The following is an 18912-nucleotide window of genomic DNA, read 5'->3' as shown; positions in this document are numbered from 1 at the left end:
TCCTCCGCCTCTGGCCGACGGCTTAAATCGTTATGGAAGTATCTGCTTTCTTTCACATCAGGTTCTCCCTGCTGCTCTGTCGGCGCTGCCGGACAGATACGTCTCCAGATCTTCCGCTGTGTCCAGCACGACGGTCTCCAGTTCCGGCTCCGTCCGGTGCACAAATCCCGACAGCACATGGCCCGGCCCGATTTCCACCACTCTTTCCGCCCCGTGTTCCCGAAGCCAGCGGATACTCTGTACCATCCGGACACCGGACATCACCTGCAGGCGCAGCAGCTCCGGGATCTGTTCCTGATCCGCCGTCTCGCCCACCGCGTTAAAAACAACAGGCATTTTCATCGGACGAAGCTCCACCGCTGTCAGTTTTTCCGCCAGCGCGTCTGCCGCGGGGCGCATCAGGCTGGTATGAAAAGCGGAACTCACCTTCAGATCCATACATTTCCGGGCTCCCGCCTCCATGGCTTTTTTCTTCGCGGCCTCTACCGCAGCTGCCATTCCGGAAATGACATTCTGACCAACGGCATTATAATTGGATACTTCAACGGTTTCCCCTGTATCCTTTTCCGCCTGCCGGCATACCTCTGTCACCGTATCCGCATCCAGACCCAGAACCGCGCACATTTTTGTCTGCAGCCCGCTTCCGGCACGGTCCATTGCCTTTCCCCGGAAGGCCGTGAGATCCATCAGGGAGGCAAGATCCAGGACATCCGCCGCATAGAGGGCGCTGTATTCTCCCAGACTCAGACCGGCCGTGAAATCCGGATGAAGATCCTGCTGCCGCAGCACCTCTGTGACTCCGGCCGCAAAAGCCGCCAGGCAGGGCTGCGTAAACGCCGTGCGGGACAGATCTTCCGCCGGTCCCTCAAACATCATTTTTTTCAGGTCAAAAGATACCATCGAGTCGGCCCGGTCAATCACAGAGGCGAAAACCGGAAATTTCTCATAGAGATCCTTTCCCATCCCGACTCTTTGCGCCCCCTGGCCGGCATACATCCACACTGCCTTCATTCCTTATTTCTCCTCTCCCTGCTTTGCTCCTGCCCCTTCCGACTCTTCCCCGAAGCGCCTCTGCAATCCCTCTGATCACTTCCGCTTATCCGTAAAAACTTCCCTGCATGATCAGAAAACATGTATTCGCTCCGTTTAGGAAACAGACATCTCTTTCAGGCTGCTGATTACTTTGGAAGCCTCTTCCTGCATGGAAGCGAATATTTCCGCCACAGGACGGATCTCTTTCAGCTGTCCGCAGACCTGTCCGGCCATCAGGGAGCCTTCTTCCAGATTGCCGTCGAACACGGCCTTCCGGAGCGAGCCCAGGGTAAATTTTTCCAGTTCCATCCTGCCTGCGCCTTCCCGCTCTCTCCGGATATACTGCCGTGCCATACGGTTTTTAATAATACGAACCGGGGCATCCACCGACCGGCCGGTGACAACCGTGCTGTTATCCTTTGCTCTCAGAAGTGCCTGCTTGTAATTGTCATGGATCGGGCACTCCTCGCTTACCAGCAGGCAGGTGCCCACCTGGACACCGACCGCGCCAAGGGCAAACGCTGCCGCAGCCTGACGCCCGTCCGCAATACCGCCGGCCGCAATCACCGGAATATGCAGACGGTCCGCCATCTGGGGAACCAGCGTCATGGTCGTCATCTCTCCCACATGGCCTCCGCTCTCCGTGCCCTCCGCGATCACCGCGTCCACACCGGCACGCTCCAGCCGCTGTGCCAGCGCCACACTGGCCGAAACAGGGAAAACAAGGATTCCCTTCTCCTTCCATCCGGCAATATATTTTCCGGGATTTCCCGCCCCCGTCGTCACCACCGGGACTCTCTCCCTGGCGATCAGTTCCGCCATCTGGTCCGCTTCGGGATTCAGCAGCATCAGATTGACGCCGAACGGCTTATCCGTCAGTGATCGGCACTGCGCGATATTTTCCTCCAGCGCCGCTGCTGTCATGCCTCCGCTTCCGATGATTCCCAGTCCTCCCGCGTTAGAGCATGCGGCGGCAAAAGAACCGACGGCGATATTTGCCATGCCTCCCTGAATAAAGGGATAACGGATTCCCAGCATCTCATTGAGCAGTTTCATCTTATTTTCTCCTTCCGCGCCGTTAACAGCTAAAATGTCAGACAGGCTCCGGCCCAGGTAAGACCCGCGCCGAACCCGATACAGAAAATCCTGGTTCCCGGTTCCAGGTTTCCTGCGCTCCAAAGATCATAGAGCGCCAGCGGAATGCTTGCCCCGGACGTGTTTCCGTACCGATCCAGGTTCCGGTAGAATTTCTCCTCCGGAAGTCCTCTCTCCTTTCGGACATAGTCCAGGATTCTCTGATTTGCCTGATGGCAGACGATCTGGTCTATTTCCTCCGCCGGGATTCCGCTCTGCTTCTCCAGTTCCCGCAGTTCCTCCGAAAGAGCACGGACCGCAAACCGGAAAACCGCGCGGCCATCCATGTGAATTTTATATTTTCCGGTATCTTCCGGTTCTCCCCCTGCCGTTTCCTCTTCTTCCTGCGGAGCCGCATTTTTCCACGCAGGGAGCCTGTTTGCGGGCGCGGATGCCGCCCAAAGGGCATTCCTGTTTCCGTCCGCCGCCAGATGGGAATAAAAAACCACGCCGGCTTTTTTCTGCAGCACCGCTGCCGCCGCCCCGTCCCCGAACAAAACGGCAGTGGAGCGGTCCGAGAAATCCAGCATGCGTGAGAGTTGCTCCGCCCCGATCAGCAGGGCGAATCCGTTTTCCGGAAGAAGCGCCTGCACCAGAGAAAGACCGTAAACAAATCCCGAACAGGCGGCATTAAGATCAAACGCCGGAATGCCGGACGGCAGCCCCAGCTTTTCCTGAACCAGACAGGAGGTGGAAGGAACCTGGTAATCAGGCGTTACGGTGGCAGTGATGACCAGACAGATTTTCTCTTTCCGGACTCCCGATGAGGCAATCGCTTCCTCTGACGCGCGCACAGCCAGCGTAACAAGGGATTCTCCCTCTCCGCAGAACCTCCTCTCGCAGATCCCTGTTCTTGTCCGGATCCACTCCTCTGAAGTTTCCATCACCTTTTTCAAATCTGTATTTGTCACACAGACGGACGGAACGGCGTGTCCCATTCCGATAATCTGAATTCCGCTCATACCGGCCGCATTTCTCCTTCTGCAACTCTGTATTTCTGATACCGCTCCTCCAGAAGAATCTCTTCCGGGAGACTGCACAGCCTTTTCAGCTCCTTGCACAGCATCCTGTCCAGTACATCCACCGTCGGGTGCATATTCTTCTGGATTCCTCCCTCCGCTTCCGGAATAACCGCGTCAATCAGGTGATCACGGGCAAGATCCTGCGCAGTCATATGCATCAGACGGCATGCTTCTGCGCTTCGTGAAGAATCCTTCCACAGAATACTGGCAAACCCTTCCGGAGATAAAACCGAATAGACGGCGTTTTCCAGCATCCAGACCTGATCCGCCACTCCTATGGCGAGGGCCCCGCCGCTGCTCCCCTCTCCGAGAACCACTGAGATGACCGGTGTGCGGAGCACGCTCATAGCAGCAAGGTTTTCCGCAATGGCCGTGCTCTGCCCGTTCTCTTCCGCTTCTTTTCCCGGATAGGCGCCGGGAGTGTCAATAAAAGTGATGACCGGACGATGAAATTTTTCCGCCTGCCGCATGATCCGAAGGGCTTTCCGGTAGCCCTCCGGTCCGGGCATGCCGAAATGACAGGCCAGGCTGCTCTGAAGGTCCCGCCCCTTCCGGTGCCCCAGCACCGTCACCGGAATCCCGTGAAAATACGCGATTCCGCCCAGCATGGCGGGATCCTCCCCGCCCAGACGGTCTCCGCACAGCTCGGTAAAGCAGTCAAACAAACTGTCGATAAACGCTGAAATTCTGGGTCTTGCCTTGTCCCTTGCCAGCTGCACCCTGTCATACGGATGAAGCAGGCCGGATTCCGGGTTTTCGTTCTCCGGAGAATCTGAAAAGGCCTCACTCTCCGGGTCAAAATCAGCTTCCGCGAAGCGCCTGTTTGCGGCTTTCCCCGTATGCATCCGCAGCAGAGAAGCGATTTCCTGCCGCATCCTGCCCTCCGGAACAACCCGATCGGTAAAGCCATGTTCCAGCTGGAACTCAGCCCGCTGAAACCCCTCCGGCAGCTTTTCCCCGATCGTCTGTTCGATGACACGGGGACCCGCAAACCCGATGAGCGCGCCCGGCTGGGCCAGGATAATATCTCCCAGGTTCGCGTAGCTGGCGCTTACACCCCCTGTCGTCGGATTTGTCAGAACCGAGATATAAAAGCCGCCGTGATCCCGAAGCCGCTGCACCGCCGCGCTTGTCTTAGCCATCTGCAGAAGGGAGAACATGCCTTCCTGCATCCGCGCGCCCCCGCTGGCGGAAAAGATGAGGAGCGGGATCTTCCTCCGGTCAGCCTCTTCCGCCGATGCCGCCAGCTTCTCTCCGGCCGCCGTTCCCATACTTCCCATCAGAAAAAATCTGCTGAGTTCCGCGGCGATCACCGGTATGCCTTCGATGGTTCCCAGTCCAGCTGTACAGGCATCGGAAGCCTCTGCCCGGATGCTGTTTTCTTCCAGTTTTTTCTGATAGCCGGGAAAGTGAAGCGGATCCTTCGTCCGTATATCCGTAAACAGCTCCTGAAAGCTTCCCTTGTCCAGAACAAGCCGCAGCCAGCTTCCGGTCCGGTGATGGACCGAACGCTTTTCCCTGAGCTTCTGATAAGAAAGCAGGGTCTCCCGTTTTTCCGAAAACCTGTTTTCCGTCTTTTCCGCTTCCATGGATTCCTACGCCTTCTTTCTGCTTTCCTCTCCCCAGCGGATAATTGCCTCCGCGTCCTTTTCCAGAAACCCTGTATCCACATGGCCGGAAAGATAATCCGGATTAAACATGAGGAGATACAGAAACTCCAGATTGGTGTCGATTCCTTCCACTGTCATTTCTTCCAGCGCCACCCGCATTTTGCGGATGGCCTCCAGCCTTCCGGGAGCATGGACAATCACCTTTGCTATCATAGAATCGTACCAGGGGCTTACCCTGCTCCCGTTGTAGAGGGCACTCTCCACACGGACTCCTTTACCGGCCGGAAAATGAAGAAAAGAAATATCCCCCGGGCAGGGTGCAAAGCCTTTTGCCGGATTCTCCGCATTGATTCTGCACTCAATCGCATGACCCGAAAAAGAAATGTCACTCTGTCTGCACGACAGCTCCAGCCCGGCCGCAATCCGGATCTGCTCCCGGATCAGATCGACCCCGGTAATCATTTCTGTGACCGGATGTTCCACCTGAATCCGGGTGTTCATCTCAATAAAATAGAAGTTTCCCTCCCGGTCCAGCACAAATTCCACTGTACCCGCGCTCCGGTAATGCACCGCTTTCGCGGCACGCAGCGCCGCCCTGTGAAGAGCTTCCCGCTGACGGGGTTTCAAAATTCTTGCCGGGGCTTCTTCCAGGAGCTTCTGGTTTCGCCTCTGCAGGGAGCAGTCCCTCTCCCCAAGGTGAACAATGTGTCCCCGGCTGTCCCCCAGAATCTGAACCTCGATATGATGCGGATGCAGGATCAGCTTTTCCAGATACAGCGAGCCGTCTCCAAAGGCAGAGAGTGCTTCTGCCTGCGCGCTCTCATAGGCGCTCTGAATTTCAGACTCATCATAGGCGGTGCGCATGCCTCTGCCTCCGCCTCCGGCGGTCGCCTTCAGCAAAACCGGATATCCGACTTTGCGTGCGATCTCCGCAGCCTCCTTCCAGTCCTTCAGAATCCCGTCGGAACCCGGAACAACAGGGACTCCGTGCTTTTTCATCAGCGCACGGGCAGACTGCTTGTCGCCCATCATCCGGATCATCTCCGAAGACGGTCCGATGAACAGTATTCCATGTTCTTCACAGAGACTGGCAAAATCCGCATTCTCCGAAAGGAATCCATATCCGGGATGAACCGCCTCACACTGAAACGAGATGGCTGCCTGAACAACAGCCTCCGGATTCAGATAGCTTTTTGCTGCCGCGGGAGGACCGATGCAGACCCGTTTTGTGGCAAACTGCGCCGGGAGTGAGTCCATGTCTTCGGCGGAACAGGCCAGAACCGTCTCAATTCCCATCTCCTGACAGCAGCGGAGAATCCGCATGGCAATCTCTCCCCTGTTCGCAATCAGAATCCGCTTAAACATCTTTCCCGTTCTCCTCAATGGTCATCAGGACGGCATTAAATTCCGCAAAGGATCCATCCTCCGCGGCAATCTCCCGCACCACCCCGTCGCAGGGAGAGGGAATCTCGTTGATCAGTTTCATGGCCTCCATAAGGCCGAGAGTTTCTCCTTTTTTAACAGTCTGACCCTCCTGCACATAGGGGGCTTCTCCCGGCTTCGGCGCACGGTAGAAAACTCCGGCCAGCGGGGCTCTGACCACTTTCAGGCGGGCATCCTCCTGCGGCGGCAGAATTTTCTCTTTCCCTGCCGGGGATGAAGCCCCCTCTGTCCGGTCAGCCGTCTCAGGAATCCTATCTTTCTCTTTCTCTCCCGTCTCCCCGGAGAACGGAGCTCCATGGCCTGTGCCGCCGGATATCTCTTCCGCGCCACCGGGTCTTCTGCTCATTTTCAGTTTTTCGCCTTCCCTCTGATAGAGGAAAGACTGCAGAGAAGACTGATCAAAAGTTTTCATCATCTGACAGATCTCTTCCACCGTCAGCCCGGTTTCTTTTTCCTGTTCCATTCTTTCTCCCTTTGCCTCCCCTGCCGAGTGCAGAGAGGAAGCATAACCATCCGTTTTCCTGTTTCATCCGGCAGGCGGAGAAACCATCCGTTTCTTCTCCTCCGCCTGCGTGTTTACGCGGCCGGATGCTCGTCAATATATTTCACAACACTCTCTACTGTGTGCAGATTCGGCAGCTCCTCATCCGGAATCGTCACACCGAAATTTTCCTCCACTGCCATCATCAGTTCAACGACGTCCAGAGAATCCGCTTTCAGATCCTTAAAAAAATCAGATTCCGGCTTAATCTCATCCGCATCGAAATTCAGGGTATCAATTATAATTTCTTTCACTTTATCAAAAGTCATTTTTTCTCTCCTTATTTAGTTAATAATTATTTCCTAAATTTATCGAGATAATAATACGCAAGAGTCCTATTTGTGTCAAGATATAAATATAAATAATTTTAACTAAATATTTGAAAAAAGACTGCGGTTCCGCCGACAGAAAACGAATCCTGTATTTGGAACCACAGTCCTTTTCATTCTGTAATGATAACAGATCCGAATATCGGAACAATATTCATGGAGGGCCGGCTGGCAACCCGGTTCACAGCAAAACGGTTATGCAGTTTTTGTTGTTCTTACCGCTTCACCTTCTCCGTTGATCATGAACTCCATAAATTTTACGGCGTCATCGGGATTCGGAACGCTAAGTGTAACGTCTGAAATGGTGCCGTTCTCTCCCGTGAAGATATTCGCCAGGGAATAGTACTGAGCCAGCTTTGATTTCAGATTCAATTTGTCACCGCGCGGAGTTACCAGATAAACACTGCCGCTGCAACTGTCGATCAGATCAAAAAAACCTTTTACATCACTGATATTGGAAAGTCTCATCTTCGGTTCCTCCTGTTTTTTATGATTTCGCAGGTTCTTTCTTTTCCCTGCGGCTTAAGAGTAACCGATATTTGCCGACAATTCATTGATTACAATCAAATTATTTGCTTTTTTCTAGCTAGAAGAGGTACCCTTCTTCCGATACCGGTATCTTATCTGTTTTTTCGCAGCTCAAAATGTTTCCATTTCATGATCTGTTCTCTGTAATACCGGATCCATGTCTGAACCAGATCATAACTGCCTTCCGGATCCTTCCCGAGAACACGCAGCACAACCCCGCCATGTTCCAGCAGAGACATTCCGAAGCGGACACTGTCTGTATTTTCCGGACAGGTCTGAAGGCAGCTCCGCAGTTTTTCCAGCATATCTGCCCCCGCCGCCTCGTCTATGATAACCGCAGAACGATAGCAGGATGCTTCTTCAAAGCAGCCGATCGTCCGCATTTCTTCCTCTTCCGGATTAACCAGGAGAAAATCGTTGAACAGCAGTTCTCCCTCCATGTAAATTCTGGTTTTCAAACCGACATCCCTGTACTGAAAGCTTTCTCCATCCGGCGACCATCCGGAGGTAATGCCGTCTGTCAGGATCAGTCTGGAGCCCTTTTCCATCCGGATTTCTGTATTCTGCCGGAATCTTGCCTGCGCATAGGGAATCGTCTCATCGATATAATACTCCAGCGCACAGTTTTCTCCGATTGTCACAAGATGATCCTGAACGGTCAGCCTTCCGCCCTCGCATTTATAGATATAATTCGGTGTTTGTGTCGTCAGAATCGCATGGGTACGGTCTCCCAGAGAAATTTCCTGCAGATAGTGTTCTCCTTCTGTAAATCCGCCTCCGGTGCTGATCAGAAAATAATAGGGGATTTCTCCGGCCTCCGCGATATTGGCGGAAATTCTGGAGTTGCCCCGCCTGTAGGTGGTCGAAGCCACCGTCCTGCCGTTTCGTTCTGTAAAATCAAGCCGGATTTCTCCGGCATAACGCTGATTCATTCTGCTTCCTCCGGTCAGGCATCCAGATCTTCCAGAAGGCAGTCCTTTTTCAGCCAGTCCACAACCTCTTCCAATCCCTCATCTGTCTTCAGGTTTGTAAAAACAAACTTTCCGTCTCCCCGGAACTTCTGGGAGGTCGCGCGCATGTTTTCCAGATTTGCCCCCACGTAAGGTGCCAGATCAATCTTATTGATAATAAAAAGATCCGACTTGATCATTCCCTGTCCTGCCTTGGCGGGTATCTTTTCTCCCTCGGCGCAGTCTATGATATAAATGGAGAAATCCACCAGCTCCGGGCTGAAGGTAGCCGCCAGATTATCTCCGCCGCTTTCAATAAAAATCAGATCCAGGCTGTGGTTAAATCTCTTTTCCAGCTTATCGACTGCCGCAAAATTCATGGACGCGTCTTCACGGATGGCCGTGTGCGGGCATCCTCCCGTCTCAACGCCGATAATCCGGTCCGCATCCAGTACTGAATGGGAAACCATATACTCCGCATCCCACTTCGTATAGATATCATTGGTAATGACTCCCATGCTGTACTCATCCTTCAGCCTTCTGGTGAGTCTTTCAATCAGCTGGGTCTTGCCGGATCCGACCGGCCCGCCGACCCCGATTCTGACTGCTCTTTTCATGGTTTTTTCCTTTCTTTATGCCCGCGGCCCGTCTTTTTTCCGGCGGTCCCGCAGCCATCCTTCTCCCGCAGTTTCCTCGTGCCTCCTGCCGTTTCCTTCCCCTGTGTTTCGCCGGAGAGCTGCCTCTCAGGACATAAACAGTCTGGCCTCCTGCGTCTCGTGGCAGATCTGCGCCAGCTCCAGCCCCGGTGTATTTGCTCCCAGGGAGTCCTCATCCAGCCCGGCCGTTTTTTCATAGAGATCCGCAATCAGCTGTATCACATCGTGCAGGATCACCTGGCCTTCTCTTTGTCCCAGCGGAACAGAGCGTACCGCGTTCTGAACAAGCGTAGACGCCACACTATACCCATACAGGTTAAATGCTTCTTCACATGAAAGGCCTTTGGAATATGCAAAGATGGAAAAGGCAATGGCCGGATTGCCGTAGGCATGCCCGCTATCCGTCTGTTCCGCGTACCAGTTCAGCAGGGGGATCGTGTCTCCGTAAATTTTCCGGATCAGAATAAGCATCTGCGCGGCAATCATCCGGGTTCCTTCCCTTGTCTCTGCAGCAGCCACGGATTTGGTGATCAGATCGTCATAGCGGAGCAGATCCTCCTTTGTATTCTCTTCTGCATCCTTTTCCATAGCCCGGCAGCAGAGAAGAACCAGTAGACCCTCTCCGTACCGAAACTGAGACCGGTAATAATTTTCCAGCCATTCCCGAAACTGCGGCGCTTTCCGGATCACCCGCCGGAACAGATAATTTTCCATCCCAAACGAGTGATTAAAGGTTCCGATTGGAAAAGTTGAATCACAGATCTGGAACGCCTCCAGAATTTCTTTTTTCATTTCCACCTGCTCTCCGCCGTCCTTCTGCATGAAATACTTCCTTTACTCCTTCTGCTTCCGGAGACAAGAGCGCCGCGCGAAGACTCTTTGTCCCTTTCGGCGCCCCGCCTGCGGGGCATGGATTACCGGATTACCGCATGAATATTTTCCGGAATTTCTTTCCTGTGAAAGATAACTCTATGCGGAATGCCCGTGGGAATGGTGTCCGGGTGTCAGATCCGCATAACGCATCGGCTGATCCAGGCAGATTTTTTCCAGCCTGTATGCGGTTCCGCTCTTGTCTAAGGTCTGCAGCACCACCGGATCCGTGAGCAGCGTAATTTCTCCGTTTTCCACCTGAACCGGCTTGTGCAGATTTCCCAGCATATGGGCGGTCCGCCCCATCTCATCCATATCCTTCGGCGAGATGACGATCACCTCATCCGGGATCACGCTGAGCACAAGAAGCTTCCCCGGCTCCAGCAGAAAAGCCGAACCGTTCTCCAGTCTCTGTGTCTCATCCTCCAGCCGGATCCCGTACTCTCTTCCGTGATCCGATCTGACCCGGAGAATCGACTTCAGAAGGTCGTCGCTTTTTACCATGGCCGTTTCCACATGCCAGTTTTCCACATCCGGTATATCCGCTATATTTCGATAAATTTCTGTCAGAATCATAGAGTTCCCCGCTTATTTGCAATCTCTGATTTCCATTCAGAGTTTTTTCCCGTGCAGCCTCCTGCCTCAGAAGAAATAGTATCTCTGCGCCAGAGAAACGGTCTCGGACGGCTCACAGGTGATCACCTGGCCGTCTATGGTGACATTGAAGGACTGCGGATCAATTTTTATTGTTTTCGGCGCATAGCTGTTCAGCTTCATATCTCTCTTGGTAAGATTTCTCGTGTTGTGGACCGGAAGAACAATTTTATTCAGTCCCAGTTTTTCCTTAATTCCGTGCTCATACGCATAAGTGGAAACAAAGGTAATGCTGGTGCTCTGTACCGCCTTTCCCATTGCGCCGTACAAATCGCGCATCGTTCTGGGCTCCGGTGTAGGAAGACTGGAGGATGCGTCGCCAACCACGCCGTAGACAATCATTCCCGCCTTCAGTACCAGTTTGGGCTTTGCCCCGAAAAACTTTGGATCCCAGATAACCAGATCCGCGTATTTCCCGACCTCCACAGAGCCGACATAATCGGAGATCCCGTTCACAATCGCGGGATTGATGGTGTACTTGGCCACATAGCGCTTAATCCGGTTGTTATCATCAAATTCGGAATCTCCCTCCAGCGGTCCTCTCTGCTGTTTCATCTTGTCCGCCAGCTGCCAGCAGCGCATCGCCACCTCTCCGACACGGCCCATTGCCATCGCATCCGACGTCATAACGCTGAGAGCGCCCATGTCATGCAGGACATCTTCCGCCGCCACGGTCTGTTTCCTGACACGGGATTCCGCAAAAGCGACGTCCTCCGGGACTTTGGGATCCAGGTTGTGGCAGACCATCGTCATATCAAACAGCTCATCAATAACATTCTGCGTATAGGGGTTGGTGGGGTTGGTGGAGGAGGGAAGAATATTCTCATCTCCCGCTACAATCATAATATCCGGCGCATGTCCGCCGCCCGCTCCCTCTGTATGGAAGGTGTGGACCGTCCTGCCGGCGAAGGCATTGATGGTATTTTCCACAAACCCGCCTTCATTCAGAGAGTCCGTGTGAACCGCGTACTGGACATCATACTTGTCCGCAGCCTTTATGGAATTATCAATTCCCGCCGCGGTCGCGCCCCAGTCCTCGTGCGTCTTGATGGCGGCCGCGCCGGCTTCTACCTGCTCGGCTATGGTTTCCGGCGTCGCGCCAGCCCCCTTGGCCATAAAACCGTAGTTCAGGGGATCATTTTCTACTGCTTCCATCATGCGGTGGATATGCCAGGCGCCGGGAGTCGTCGTCGCAGAATTGGATCCGTCGGCAGGACCGGTACCGCCTCCGAACAGTGTGGTAATTCCATTGTCCAGAGCCGCATGCGCCAGCCCGGTGGACAGATAATGCACATGAAGGTCAATGCCTCCCGCAGTAAGAATCAGTCCTTCGCCGGAAATCGCCTCTGTGCTGGCGCCGACAATAAAATCCACCTTGTCCATGATATCCGGATTGCCGCCTTTTCCGATGGCAAGAATTTTTCCGTCCCGGATGCCGATATCCGCCTTGTAGATACCGGTGTAATCGATGACCGTTATTCCGGTAATGATGGTGTCGGCTACCTTCGGGTTGTCCCGTCTGGTCTGGGTAGCGCTGACTCCCATGCCGTCCCGCAGGACCTTGCCTCCGCCGAACTTGCTCTCCTGGCCATGAACGGTGAAATCTTTTTCGATCTTCGCGAACAGGCTGGTGTCTCCCAGACGGACGCTGTCTCCTTCCGCCGGTCCGAACATCTGTGTGTACTGTTTCCGGTCCATTCCAAAGCTCATGCTTTCACCTCCAGATCTGTGCTGTGTGCCTTCTTATTCTTATCCAGATACCCGTTTACCCTGTTGTTAAATCCGAAAACCCGGCGCTTTCCGCCGAAATCAATCAGCCGCACGGTTCTTGTCTCACCCGGCTCAAAACGGATGGCCGTGCCGGCGGCAATATCCAGCCGCTTTCCATAAGCCTTTTCCCTGTCAAACTTCAGCCCCTGTTCATTTGCTTCATAAAAATGGTACTCGGAACCAACCTGTACGGCTCTGTCTCCGACATTCGTAACTTCCAGTTCAACTGCCTCATATCCCTCATTATAGGGAACCGGCTGATCTGATGAAAAATGGACTTCTCCCGGAATCATCCTCTGTTCCTCCTTCCGCAAACCATTGCGCCCTGCATCCAGGGCTATTCCTCTTGTTTTTGTTAAACGCCTATTCTCTTTCTTCTTCAGCGAATCGGGTCATGGATGGTGACCAGCTTCGTCCCGTCAACAAACGTCGCCTCCACCTGGATCATGGGGATCATTTCCGGAACGCCCTCCATCACATCCTCACGGGTCAGGATCTTCGCCCCTTCATCCATCAGCTGCGCCACCGTTTTCCCTTCTCTTGCGCCTTCCAGAATATAACTGGTGATAATGGCAACGCTTTCCGGATGGTTCAGCTTAACTCCTCTGTCTTTCCTCTGCTGCGCGATCATGGCAGCCAGGCTGATCATCATTTTTTCCTGTTCACGTTCTGTCAGCTGCATAGAAACCTCCTTTTTATGCTTGACTATTATCAGATAAGATCTTTACTGCGGCCAGAGATTGACCAGCATCAGGAACCCGGGGATCCACGCTGTTACAATGCCTTCCGCCACACTCAGCCATGCAGGGAATTTGCCGAGATTTTTCTTCAGGGCACATGTCAGAAATCCTGTAAACCACAGCAGTCCCCATGCCCACCAGATCAGCCCGTAAGCAGCATTGCCGCCGTATCCCATAAAGCACAGCGCCCCTGCGGGAACAGCGTTAACGGCGACAAACAGACTGAACCAGCCGTAGAGACGCTGATCAAATCCGAAAATTGTGTTGATCGCGGAATACAGATAGGTAAACGCAAACAACAGTCCGGTAGCGCTTCCGTAAAACCAAAGCGCATTCTGCCCGCTGACCACGCCATATCCCAATGCAATAATGTTCAGGATCAGGCTCAGGCCGCCTGTAAACAGGTTCATAACCACCATTGATTTGTCCTTTACTTCCAGAATAGACGCTAATCCATTGCTGATCAGGACAATTCCGACATAAAGTAAGATTGTACCAAGCATTCTTTCCTCCTTTGCTGCCTGCTCTGCCGCTTTGCGGCCGGTTCCCCGGTTAATTTATCAGCCCTCTGCGCCGCTATGCTGCCGTGCGGCTTTCGCGGCCGGACTGATACAAAAAAGGAAGAGACGGACAGGGTTTCCCCATCATCCTTCTCTTCCTTGAGAAAAAAATCTGTATTTAATTTCCAGGCAATACTATAACCGCCCGGATGCTGGAACTCAAGTACTTCTTTTTAAGTATTTCTTTGTCATTTACAGAAATTTCCGTTTTTCCTGTTCTTAACGGATGCTGATGTTTTTATCAGTCCGCTTTCCGCAGCACCTTCCGCCAGCAGCTGTCCGCCATGTTCTTTATGACAAGCCGGCTGCCGGTGTTTTCCTGTTCTACAATGACATAGTAATTGCTGCCGAGGGCGATTCCTGTGCCGTAACGGATATCACGGACAATATCCCCTCTGTGGACAGAATCTGTCCTGTCCAGAATCTGGGCCGAAACATTCTGGAATCCCTTCTGTGAGAGAACAGCTTCTTCTGTTCCGGAAGCAACAGCCTCTTCGCCTGAAAGTATCCCTGCTTCTCTGAGCATTTCCGTGAGAAACGAATAGCTGTCCGTCTGGCCGTCCGCCACCCTGCTGATGGAATTTACAGCAAGAAAATCCTGACGTGGGAAATTCTCTAATGCTTTTGCAGCATATGCCGGAAGAGAATCCTTTTCCTTCAACCGATAGACCTTGCGTTCGATCCCTTTTTCCATCGTTCCCAGAAAGACTTCTTTCCCCTGGTCTCCGGACTTTTCGCCGCTGTTTTTATTGGCATCCGTCTGCTGTGCCAGATACATTCTTCCGTTCCGAAGATAAACCGATGCCCCGGAACCATCCGCGTTGACAATAATATCTCCGTACTGGAGCCTGGACAGATCCGCTTCTGTATCCGCCTGCTCCTCAAAGCCATGTTTCTCCAGGACTTCTCCGATACTGTCAAACCCGAACGGCCGGTTTTCGTTTTCACCGATCAGATAACCGTTCTCATACAGCGCATACCAGATCAGGGAGCATTCATTCACATCCGGGTTATTCGTATAGAACACAGAGGAATACCCGTGTGAATCATCCGCTGCATAATCCTCCAGCCAGGCCATGTAATCCTCAATCGGATCCAGAAGGCCGTCCGTTGCGGCATTCTGATACCGCGGCCAGTAAGTAGCTCTTGTGGTGTTGCCGCGGATGACCGCCTGCTGCGCCGTATAGAGCGGACGCTCGTAATCCGTACAGAAATAAACTGCCGCCGCGTAAGCCCCGTCCGCCGTTTCCGGAACACTTTTCAGATAGGCATAACAGCCCTGAAAACGTGTTTCCAGATCGTACTTCAGGAAAGCCATCTGGCCTTTTACGGTACGGTAATCCTGGCCGTTGGAGTCACACCAGCCTTTCATGAGAAGAAAATTACTGCCCGTCCACTGCGCAAGGCCGTAGCTGATTCCGCCCCCGCCGACCGCGGCCTGGTTAAAGCCGCACTCATGCCAGAAATTTCCCATGAGCCCGGCAGCTGCCGCGCGATTAAGGCCAAGACTGCCTACCAGATACCGGTAGACCTCTTTCTCATTTTCCGTCTCATTCACATAGACATTTCCGGCTGAAGGGTCTACCACCGGTGTAATCGTTTCCCCGCTCTCCCTGGTATCTCCCGTATCCCCGGAATCCTCCGGCTTTTTCTCCGGATCCTTGGAACCCGTGCCGGAGGAGGAAGATGATGCGCTTTCCGAGCCGGAGCTGACGGATTCCGGCGTCGGCGCGGCTGTCGGCGTAACCGCAGGCGTTTCCTCAGGCGCGGCTGTGGGAACTGCGGTCGGTTCCGGCGTCGGTACCTCTGTCGGTGTCTGGGAAGGCTCAGCCGACGGAACTGCCGGAGTCTCTGATGTCTGAGGCGCCTCCGCAGCAGAATTCCCGGCCAGAGCATCTGCCGCATAAACCGGGACGGTCTGCCCGCAGAGCACTCCCGCGGCAAGTACACACATCCATACCTTTCTTACTGTTTTATTACGCATTTACACTTCCTTTTCTTCCATGCTGCAGCCGGACGCACGTCATGTCCCGGCACAAACCGCTATGATTCTTCTAATAGCTTTCTTATTTTAAGTCAATCTGGGGAAGAAGGCAAGTCTGCCATCCTTCTTCCGCTGCTGCCAGTGTCCACATGTATCCACAGTTATTTTCTCTGAAGAAAGAAATCTCTTGCCACAGTTTTCCGCAGTCTCTCTCTTATTGACATTCCGGAATTTTTCTACGATACTTACGGTCAGAAGGATCTGCAGCATTTTTCCGTTTCCGGAATCCGATGGAAACCCGGTAGTGAGAGGAGGAATCTCAATTATGCAAAAATTTGAATGTGTCGTACAGAACCCGCTGGGGCTTCACGCCAGACCGGCTGCCAGGATCGCGCAAGCCTGCACAGATTTCAAAAGTACCGTTACGATTGAAGGAAATGATATGAAGGCCAGCGGCAATAATGTCCTACAGATTCTGCGTCTCCAGGCTGTCCGCGGAACCCGTCTTGTTTTCACCGCAGACGGTCCGGATGAAGAGGAGGCTATCGCAAAAATTAAGGAAGTGATCTGTTCTGTTCAGCCCAAGGAGAAAAAGGTCGAAGTTCTGAAAATTGCTTTTTTCGGTTCCAAGGACTATGACCGCATTTTTTTCAGCGAGCTTTCCAATGACAAGGGAAGCGGCGGATACAATGCGTCAATCAAATACTTCTCCAGCCGTCTGACCGCAGAAACAGCCCATCTGGCATCCGGTTTTGACGCGGTTTGCATTTTCGTCAACGATGAAGCGCCCAGAGAAGTCATTGAAATTCTTCACGACTGCGGGATCGGCCTGATTCTTCTCCGCTGCGCAGGATTTAATAATGTAGATATCAAAGCGGCTAAGGAGTACGGTATTACGGTTCTGCGTGTTCCCGCCTACTCTCCGTACGCCGTGGCAGAGCATGCCATGACAATCATACAGGCTGCCAACCGCAGAATTCACAAAGCCTACAATAAGGTGCGCGATAATAATTTTGCATTAAACGGACTTGTGGGCATGGATCTTCACAATAAAGTGGCCGGAATTATCGGCACCGGAAGAATCGGCCAGTGTATGGCACGGATCTGCCGCGGATACGGAATGCGGATTCTGGCATGGGATGCTTACCCTAACAAGGCTTTGGAAGAAGATGGCCTTCTGACCTATGTAACAAAAGAAGAGCTGTATGAAAAATCCGATCTGATTTCTCTCCACGCCCCGCTGATTATGGGAGAGGGAGGAACCTGGCACCTGATTGACGCAAAGGCCATTGCACAGATGAAAGATACCGCCATGCTGGTGAACACCTCCCGCGGAGGTCTGATTGACACCAATGCGCTGCTGGACGCGCTGAAGCATGGCAAATTTCACGCGGTAGCCCTGGATGTGTATGAGGGCGAGGACAGCAATGTTTACACGGACCACTCCGAGGACGCTCTTTCTGAGGATATTACCGCAAGGCTGCTGAATTTCCCGAATCTGATTCTCACCTCTCATCAGGCCTTCTTTACCAGGGAGGCTCTGCAGTCCATTGCAGCGGTTACCATGGAAAATGCCAGAAATTACAATGAGGGACTGCCTTACGGAGACGCGGAGGTACGCTGAAAGAGTTATTTATCAAACCCGCTATTTCTTTCTAAATTGAGATTTCATTTAACACAGGAGCCTTTTTATGTTCTCTCTTCCGCCTGAATACGAAAAACGTATGCGTGCAATACTCGGTGCAGAATTTCCGGCCTTTATGAAATCCTGCCAGAGCAAAAGGCTCCGTGGTCTGCGGGTCAACACTTTAAAAATTTCACCGGAAGAATTTGAAGCCGTTTCTCCTTTTCCCGTCAAACGAATTCCGTGGGTGGATAACGGTTTTTTCTACAGTGAAGATGTTTTTCCTGCACAGCATCCTTATTATGCGGCGGGCCTGTACTATCTTCAGGAACCAAGTGCCATGACGCCAGCCAGCCGCCTCCCCGTGAAAGAGGGCGACCGCATCCTGGATCTCTGCGCCGCCCCCGGAGGCAAGGCCACCGAGCTGGCCGCAAAGCTGCATGGCACCGGACTTCTGGTAGCGAACGACATCAGCAGTTCCCGCGCAAAGGCGCTTCTTCGCAATCTTGAATTATTCGGAGTGCGGAATATGGCTGTTACCAACGAATCTCCGGACCGGCTTGCCGCAGCCTTTCCCGGATTTTTCGATAAAATTCTGGTAGACGCGCCCTGCTCCGGAGAAGGGATGTTCCGAAAATCCCCGGACGCAGCCGAGGCGTGGAGTCCAGAGAAGGTAATGAGCTGCGCACGGACACAGGGCGAGATTCTGGCTCACGCAAGAGCAATGCTCCGCCCGGGAGGGATGCTGCTGTACTCGACCTGCACCTTTTCGCCTGAGGAAAACGAGCAGCAGATTGCTGCTTTTCTCCAGCGCTTTTCTGATATGAAACTGATCCCGATGAAGACCTGGAGCGGCTTTTCCTGCGGCAGACCGGACTGGGCTGACGGCAATCCTGAACTAGAAAAATGCATCCGCATCTGGCCGCATAAGATGGACGGGGAGGGACATTTTCTTGCCCTGATGCAGAAGGAAGGAACAGCTTCTTTCGATGTCTTTCCCGCATCTTCTCTCCCTTCCCCCGGTGAAAAGCCGGAGAAGGCAGGGAAACGGAGAAACAGGGCAACCACCCGGACAAGGACTGACCTGTTATCCGAAAGCAGAAATACTCCGGATAAAGAGCAGATCTCACAGATCACCCCTTTTCTGGGCTGTCTCAGTCCGGAATTTCTGCAGAGCCGGGGCAGCAGCGCTTACTATGTCAAAAACAGCCTCCCCATGCTGCAGGGGCTCCGTTTTCTGCGGAACGGTGTTTTCCTCGGTGAATGGAAAAAGAACCGTTTTGAGCCCTCCCAGCCGCTTGCCCTTGCGCTTGGAAAAGAGGATCCGGTTCCTCGTCTGGATTTTTCTCCGGATGATCCGCGCCTCACGGCCTTTCTGCGGGGCGAATCCGTCTTTCTGAAAGCAGACGAGGCGGAAATTTCCGACGGATGGAAACTGGTAACTGCAGACGGCTGGGCAGTCGGA

19 protein-coding genes are annotated in these 18912 nt (G+C 53.2%); 2 read left to right on the top strand and 17 right to left on the bottom strand.

The annotated features are described in order from the left end of the window. Positions 1-57 precede the first annotated feature (57 nt). From fabD to FYJ60_RS08705, 17 genes are all read right to left on the bottom strand, one after another. A complete protein-coding gene (fabD, locus tag FYJ60_RS08785; protein ID WP_154458313.1) occupies positions 58-1011 on the bottom strand; it encodes an ACP S-malonyltransferase in 954 nt (317 codons plus the stop codon). Positions 1012-1146: 135 nt separating this feature from the next. Then, positions 1147-2088, bottom strand: a complete 942-nt coding sequence (locus FYJ60_RS08780) for a DUF561 domain-containing protein (RefSeq protein ID WP_154458311.1) — start codon at positions 2086-2088, stop codon at positions 1147-1149. A gap of 29 nt (positions 2089-2117) precedes the next feature. Then, entirely contained in the window at positions 2118-3128 is a 1011-nt protein-coding gene (locus FYJ60_RS08775; protein WP_154458309.1) for a beta-ketoacyl-ACP synthase III, read from the bottom strand. Next, entirely contained in the window at positions 3125-4777 is a 1653-nt protein-coding gene (locus FYJ60_RS08770; protein WP_154458307.1) for an acetyl-CoA carboxylase carboxyltransferase subunit alpha, read from the bottom strand. Before FYJ60_RS08770 ends, FYJ60_RS08775 begins: the two co-directional genes overlap by 4 nt. Positions 4778-4783: 6 nt before the next feature. Further along, positions 4784-6163: an acetyl-CoA carboxylase biotin carboxylase subunit gene (gene accC, locus FYJ60_RS08765; protein WP_154458306.1), complete on the bottom strand. Its 1380-nt coding sequence runs from the start codon at positions 6161-6163 to the stop codon at positions 4784-4786. Beyond that, positions 6156-6704, bottom strand: a complete 549-nt coding sequence (locus FYJ60_RS08760) for an acetyl-CoA carboxylase biotin carboxyl carrier protein (RefSeq protein ID WP_154458304.1) — start codon at positions 6702-6704, stop codon at positions 6156-6158. The genes accC and FYJ60_RS08760 overlap by 8 nt, the downstream gene beginning before the upstream one ends. Positions 6705-6817: 113 nt before the next feature. Beyond that, complete coding sequence (acpP, locus tag FYJ60_RS08755; protein WP_154458302.1) at positions 6818-7051, bottom strand: acyl carrier protein; 234 nt, start codon at positions 7049-7051, stop codon at positions 6818-6820. Positions 7052-7306: 255 nt separating this feature from the next. Further along, positions 7307-7579 carry a type 2 periplasmic-binding domain-containing protein gene (locus tag FYJ60_RS08750; RefSeq protein WP_154458301.1) on the bottom strand — a complete coding sequence of 91 codons (273 nt, stop codon included), beginning with the start codon at positions 7577-7579 and terminating at the stop codon, positions 7307-7309. A gap of 152 nt (positions 7580-7731) precedes the next feature. Continuing rightward, positions 7732-8571: an urease accessory protein UreD gene (locus FYJ60_RS08745; RefSeq protein ID WP_154458300.1), complete on the bottom strand. Its 840-nt coding sequence runs from the start codon at positions 8569-8571 to the stop codon at positions 7732-7734. A gap of 14 nt (positions 8572-8585) precedes the next feature. After that, on the bottom strand, positions 8586-9206 hold the full coding sequence (gene ureG / locus FYJ60_RS08740) for an urease accessory protein UreG (protein ID WP_154458299.1): 621 nt from the start codon (positions 9204-9206) through the stop codon (positions 8586-8588). Between the two features lie 126 nt (positions 9207-9332). Further along, positions 9333-10067 (bottom strand): urease accessory protein UreF, encoded by a 735-nt coding sequence (locus FYJ60_RS08735; RefSeq protein WP_154458298.1) that lies wholly within the window; start codon positions 10065-10067, stop codon positions 9333-9335. A gap of 147 nt (positions 10068-10214) precedes the next feature. Continuing rightward, on the bottom strand, positions 10215-10691 hold the full coding sequence (locus FYJ60_RS08730; RefSeq protein ID WP_154458297.1) for an urease accessory protein UreE: 477 nt from the start codon (positions 10689-10691) through the stop codon (positions 10215-10217). 66 nt (positions 10692-10757) lie between these two features. Then, on the bottom strand, positions 10758-12479 hold the full coding sequence (ureC, locus tag FYJ60_RS08725; protein WP_154458296.1) for an urease subunit alpha: 1722 nt from the start codon (positions 12477-12479) through the stop codon (positions 10758-10760). After that, positions 12476-12832 carry an urease subunit beta gene (locus FYJ60_RS08720; protein ID WP_154458295.1) on the bottom strand — a complete coding sequence of 119 codons (357 nt, stop codon included), beginning with the start codon at positions 12830-12832 and terminating at the stop codon, positions 12476-12478. Before FYJ60_RS08720 ends, ureC begins: the two co-directional genes overlap by 4 nt. An 86-nt stretch (positions 12833-12918) precedes the next feature. After that, on the bottom strand, positions 12919-13221 hold the full coding sequence (locus tag FYJ60_RS08715; RefSeq protein WP_154458294.1) for an urease subunit gamma: 303 nt from the start codon (positions 13219-13221) through the stop codon (positions 12919-12921). Between the two features lie 42 nt (positions 13222-13263). Next, positions 13264-13782, bottom strand: a complete 519-nt coding sequence (locus tag FYJ60_RS08710; protein ID WP_154458293.1) for an AmiS/UreI family transporter — start codon at positions 13780-13782, stop codon at positions 13264-13266. A 298-nt stretch (positions 13783-14080) separates the two neighbouring features. Then, on the bottom strand, positions 14081-15823 hold the full coding sequence (locus FYJ60_RS08705; protein WP_154458292.1) for a phage tail tip lysozyme: 1743 nt from the start codon (positions 15821-15823) through the stop codon (positions 14081-14083). A gap of 325 nt (positions 15824-16148) precedes the next feature. Between FYJ60_RS08705 and FYJ60_RS08700 the strand changes: the two genes are divergently transcribed. Together FYJ60_RS08700 and FYJ60_RS08695 are read left to right on the top strand one after the other, a co-directional pair. Next, positions 16149-17447: a fused HPr family phosphocarrier protein/2-hydroxyacid dehydrogenase gene (locus FYJ60_RS08700; protein WP_154458291.1), complete on the top strand. Its 1299-nt coding sequence runs from the start codon at positions 16149-16151 to the stop codon at positions 17445-17447. A gap of 67 nt (positions 17448-17514) precedes the next feature. Further along, on the top strand, positions 17515-18912 hold a 1398-nt coding region (locus tag FYJ60_RS08695; protein ID WP_154458290.1), incomplete at its 3' end, for an RsmF rRNA methyltransferase first C-terminal domain-containing protein.

The organism is Bilifractor porci (genome assembly GCF_009696005.1).
GTDB lineage: Bacteria > Bacillota > Clostridia > Lachnospirales > Lachnospiraceae > Bilifractor > Bilifractor porci.
The sequence above is the reverse complement of the archived record's forward strand: the minus strand, read 5'-3'. Positions and strand labels throughout refer to the sequence as shown.

Bases quoted from the DNA above. Each gene is read 5' to 3' on its own strand.
- ureG (WP_154458299.1), bottom strand. From the start codon at position 9,206: ATGAAAAGAGCAGTCAGAATCGGGGTCGGCGGGCCGGTCGGATCCGGC.
- FYJ60_RS08770 (WP_154458307.1), bottom strand. From the start codon at position 4,777: ATGGAAGCGGAAAAGACGGAAAACAGGTTTTCGGAAAAACGGGAGACC.
- FYJ60_RS08735 (WP_154458298.1), bottom strand. From the start codon at position 10,067: ATGCAGAAGGACGGCGGAGAGCAGGTGGAAATGAAAAAAGAAATTCTG.
- FYJ60_RS08720 (WP_154458295.1), bottom strand. From the start codon at position 12,832: ATGATTCCGGGAGAAGTCCATTTTTCATCAGATCAGCCGGTTCCCTAT.
- FYJ60_RS08745 (WP_154458300.1), bottom strand. From the start codon at position 8,571: ATGAATCAGCGTTATGCCGGAGAAATCCGGCTTGATTTTACAGAACGA.
- FYJ60_RS08710 (WP_154458293.1), bottom strand. From the start codon at position 13,782: ATGCTTGGTACAATCTTACTTTATGTCGGAATTGTCCTGATCAGCAAT.
- FYJ60_RS08715 (WP_154458294.1), bottom strand. From the start codon at position 13,221: ATGCAGCTGACAGAACGTGAACAGGAAAAAATGATGATCAGCCTGGCT.
- accC (WP_154458306.1), bottom strand. From the start codon at position 6,163: ATGTTTAAGCGGATTCTGATTGCGAACAGGGGAGAGATTGCCATGCGG.
- ureC (WP_154458296.1), bottom strand. From the start codon at position 12,479: ATGAGCTTTGGAATGGACCGGAAACAGTACACACAGATGTTCGGACCG.
- fabD (WP_154458313.1), bottom strand. From the start codon at position 1,011: ATGAAGGCAGTGTGGATGTATGCCGGCCAGGGGGCGCAAAGAGTCGGG.
- acpP (WP_154458302.1), bottom strand. From the start codon at position 7,051: ATGACTTTTGATAAAGTGAAAGAAATTATAATTGATACCCTGAATTTC.
- FYJ60_RS08775 (WP_154458309.1), bottom strand. From the start codon at position 3,128: ATGAGCGGAATTCAGATTATCGGAATGGGACACGCCGTTCCGTCCGTC.
- FYJ60_RS08700 (WP_154458291.1), top strand. From the start codon at position 16,149: ATGCAAAAATTTGAATGTGTCGTACAGAACCCGCTGGGGCTTCACGCC.
- FYJ60_RS08705 (WP_154458292.1), bottom strand. From the start codon at position 15,823: ATGCGTAATAAAACAGTAAGAAAGGTATGGATGTGTGTACTTGCCGCG.
- FYJ60_RS08730 (WP_154458297.1), bottom strand. From the start codon at position 10,691: ATGATTCTGACAGAAATTTATCGAAATATAGCGGATATACCGGATGTG.
- FYJ60_RS08780 (WP_154458311.1), bottom strand. From the start codon at position 2,088: ATGAAACTGCTCAATGAGATGCTGGGAATCCGTTATCCCTTTATTCAG.
- FYJ60_RS08750 (WP_154458301.1), bottom strand. From the start codon at position 7,579: ATGAGACTTTCCAATATCAGTGATGTAAAAGGTTTTTTTGATCTGATC.
- FYJ60_RS08760 (WP_154458304.1), bottom strand. From the start codon at position 6,704: ATGGAACAGGAAAAAGAAACCGGGCTGACGGTGGAAGAGATCTGTCAG.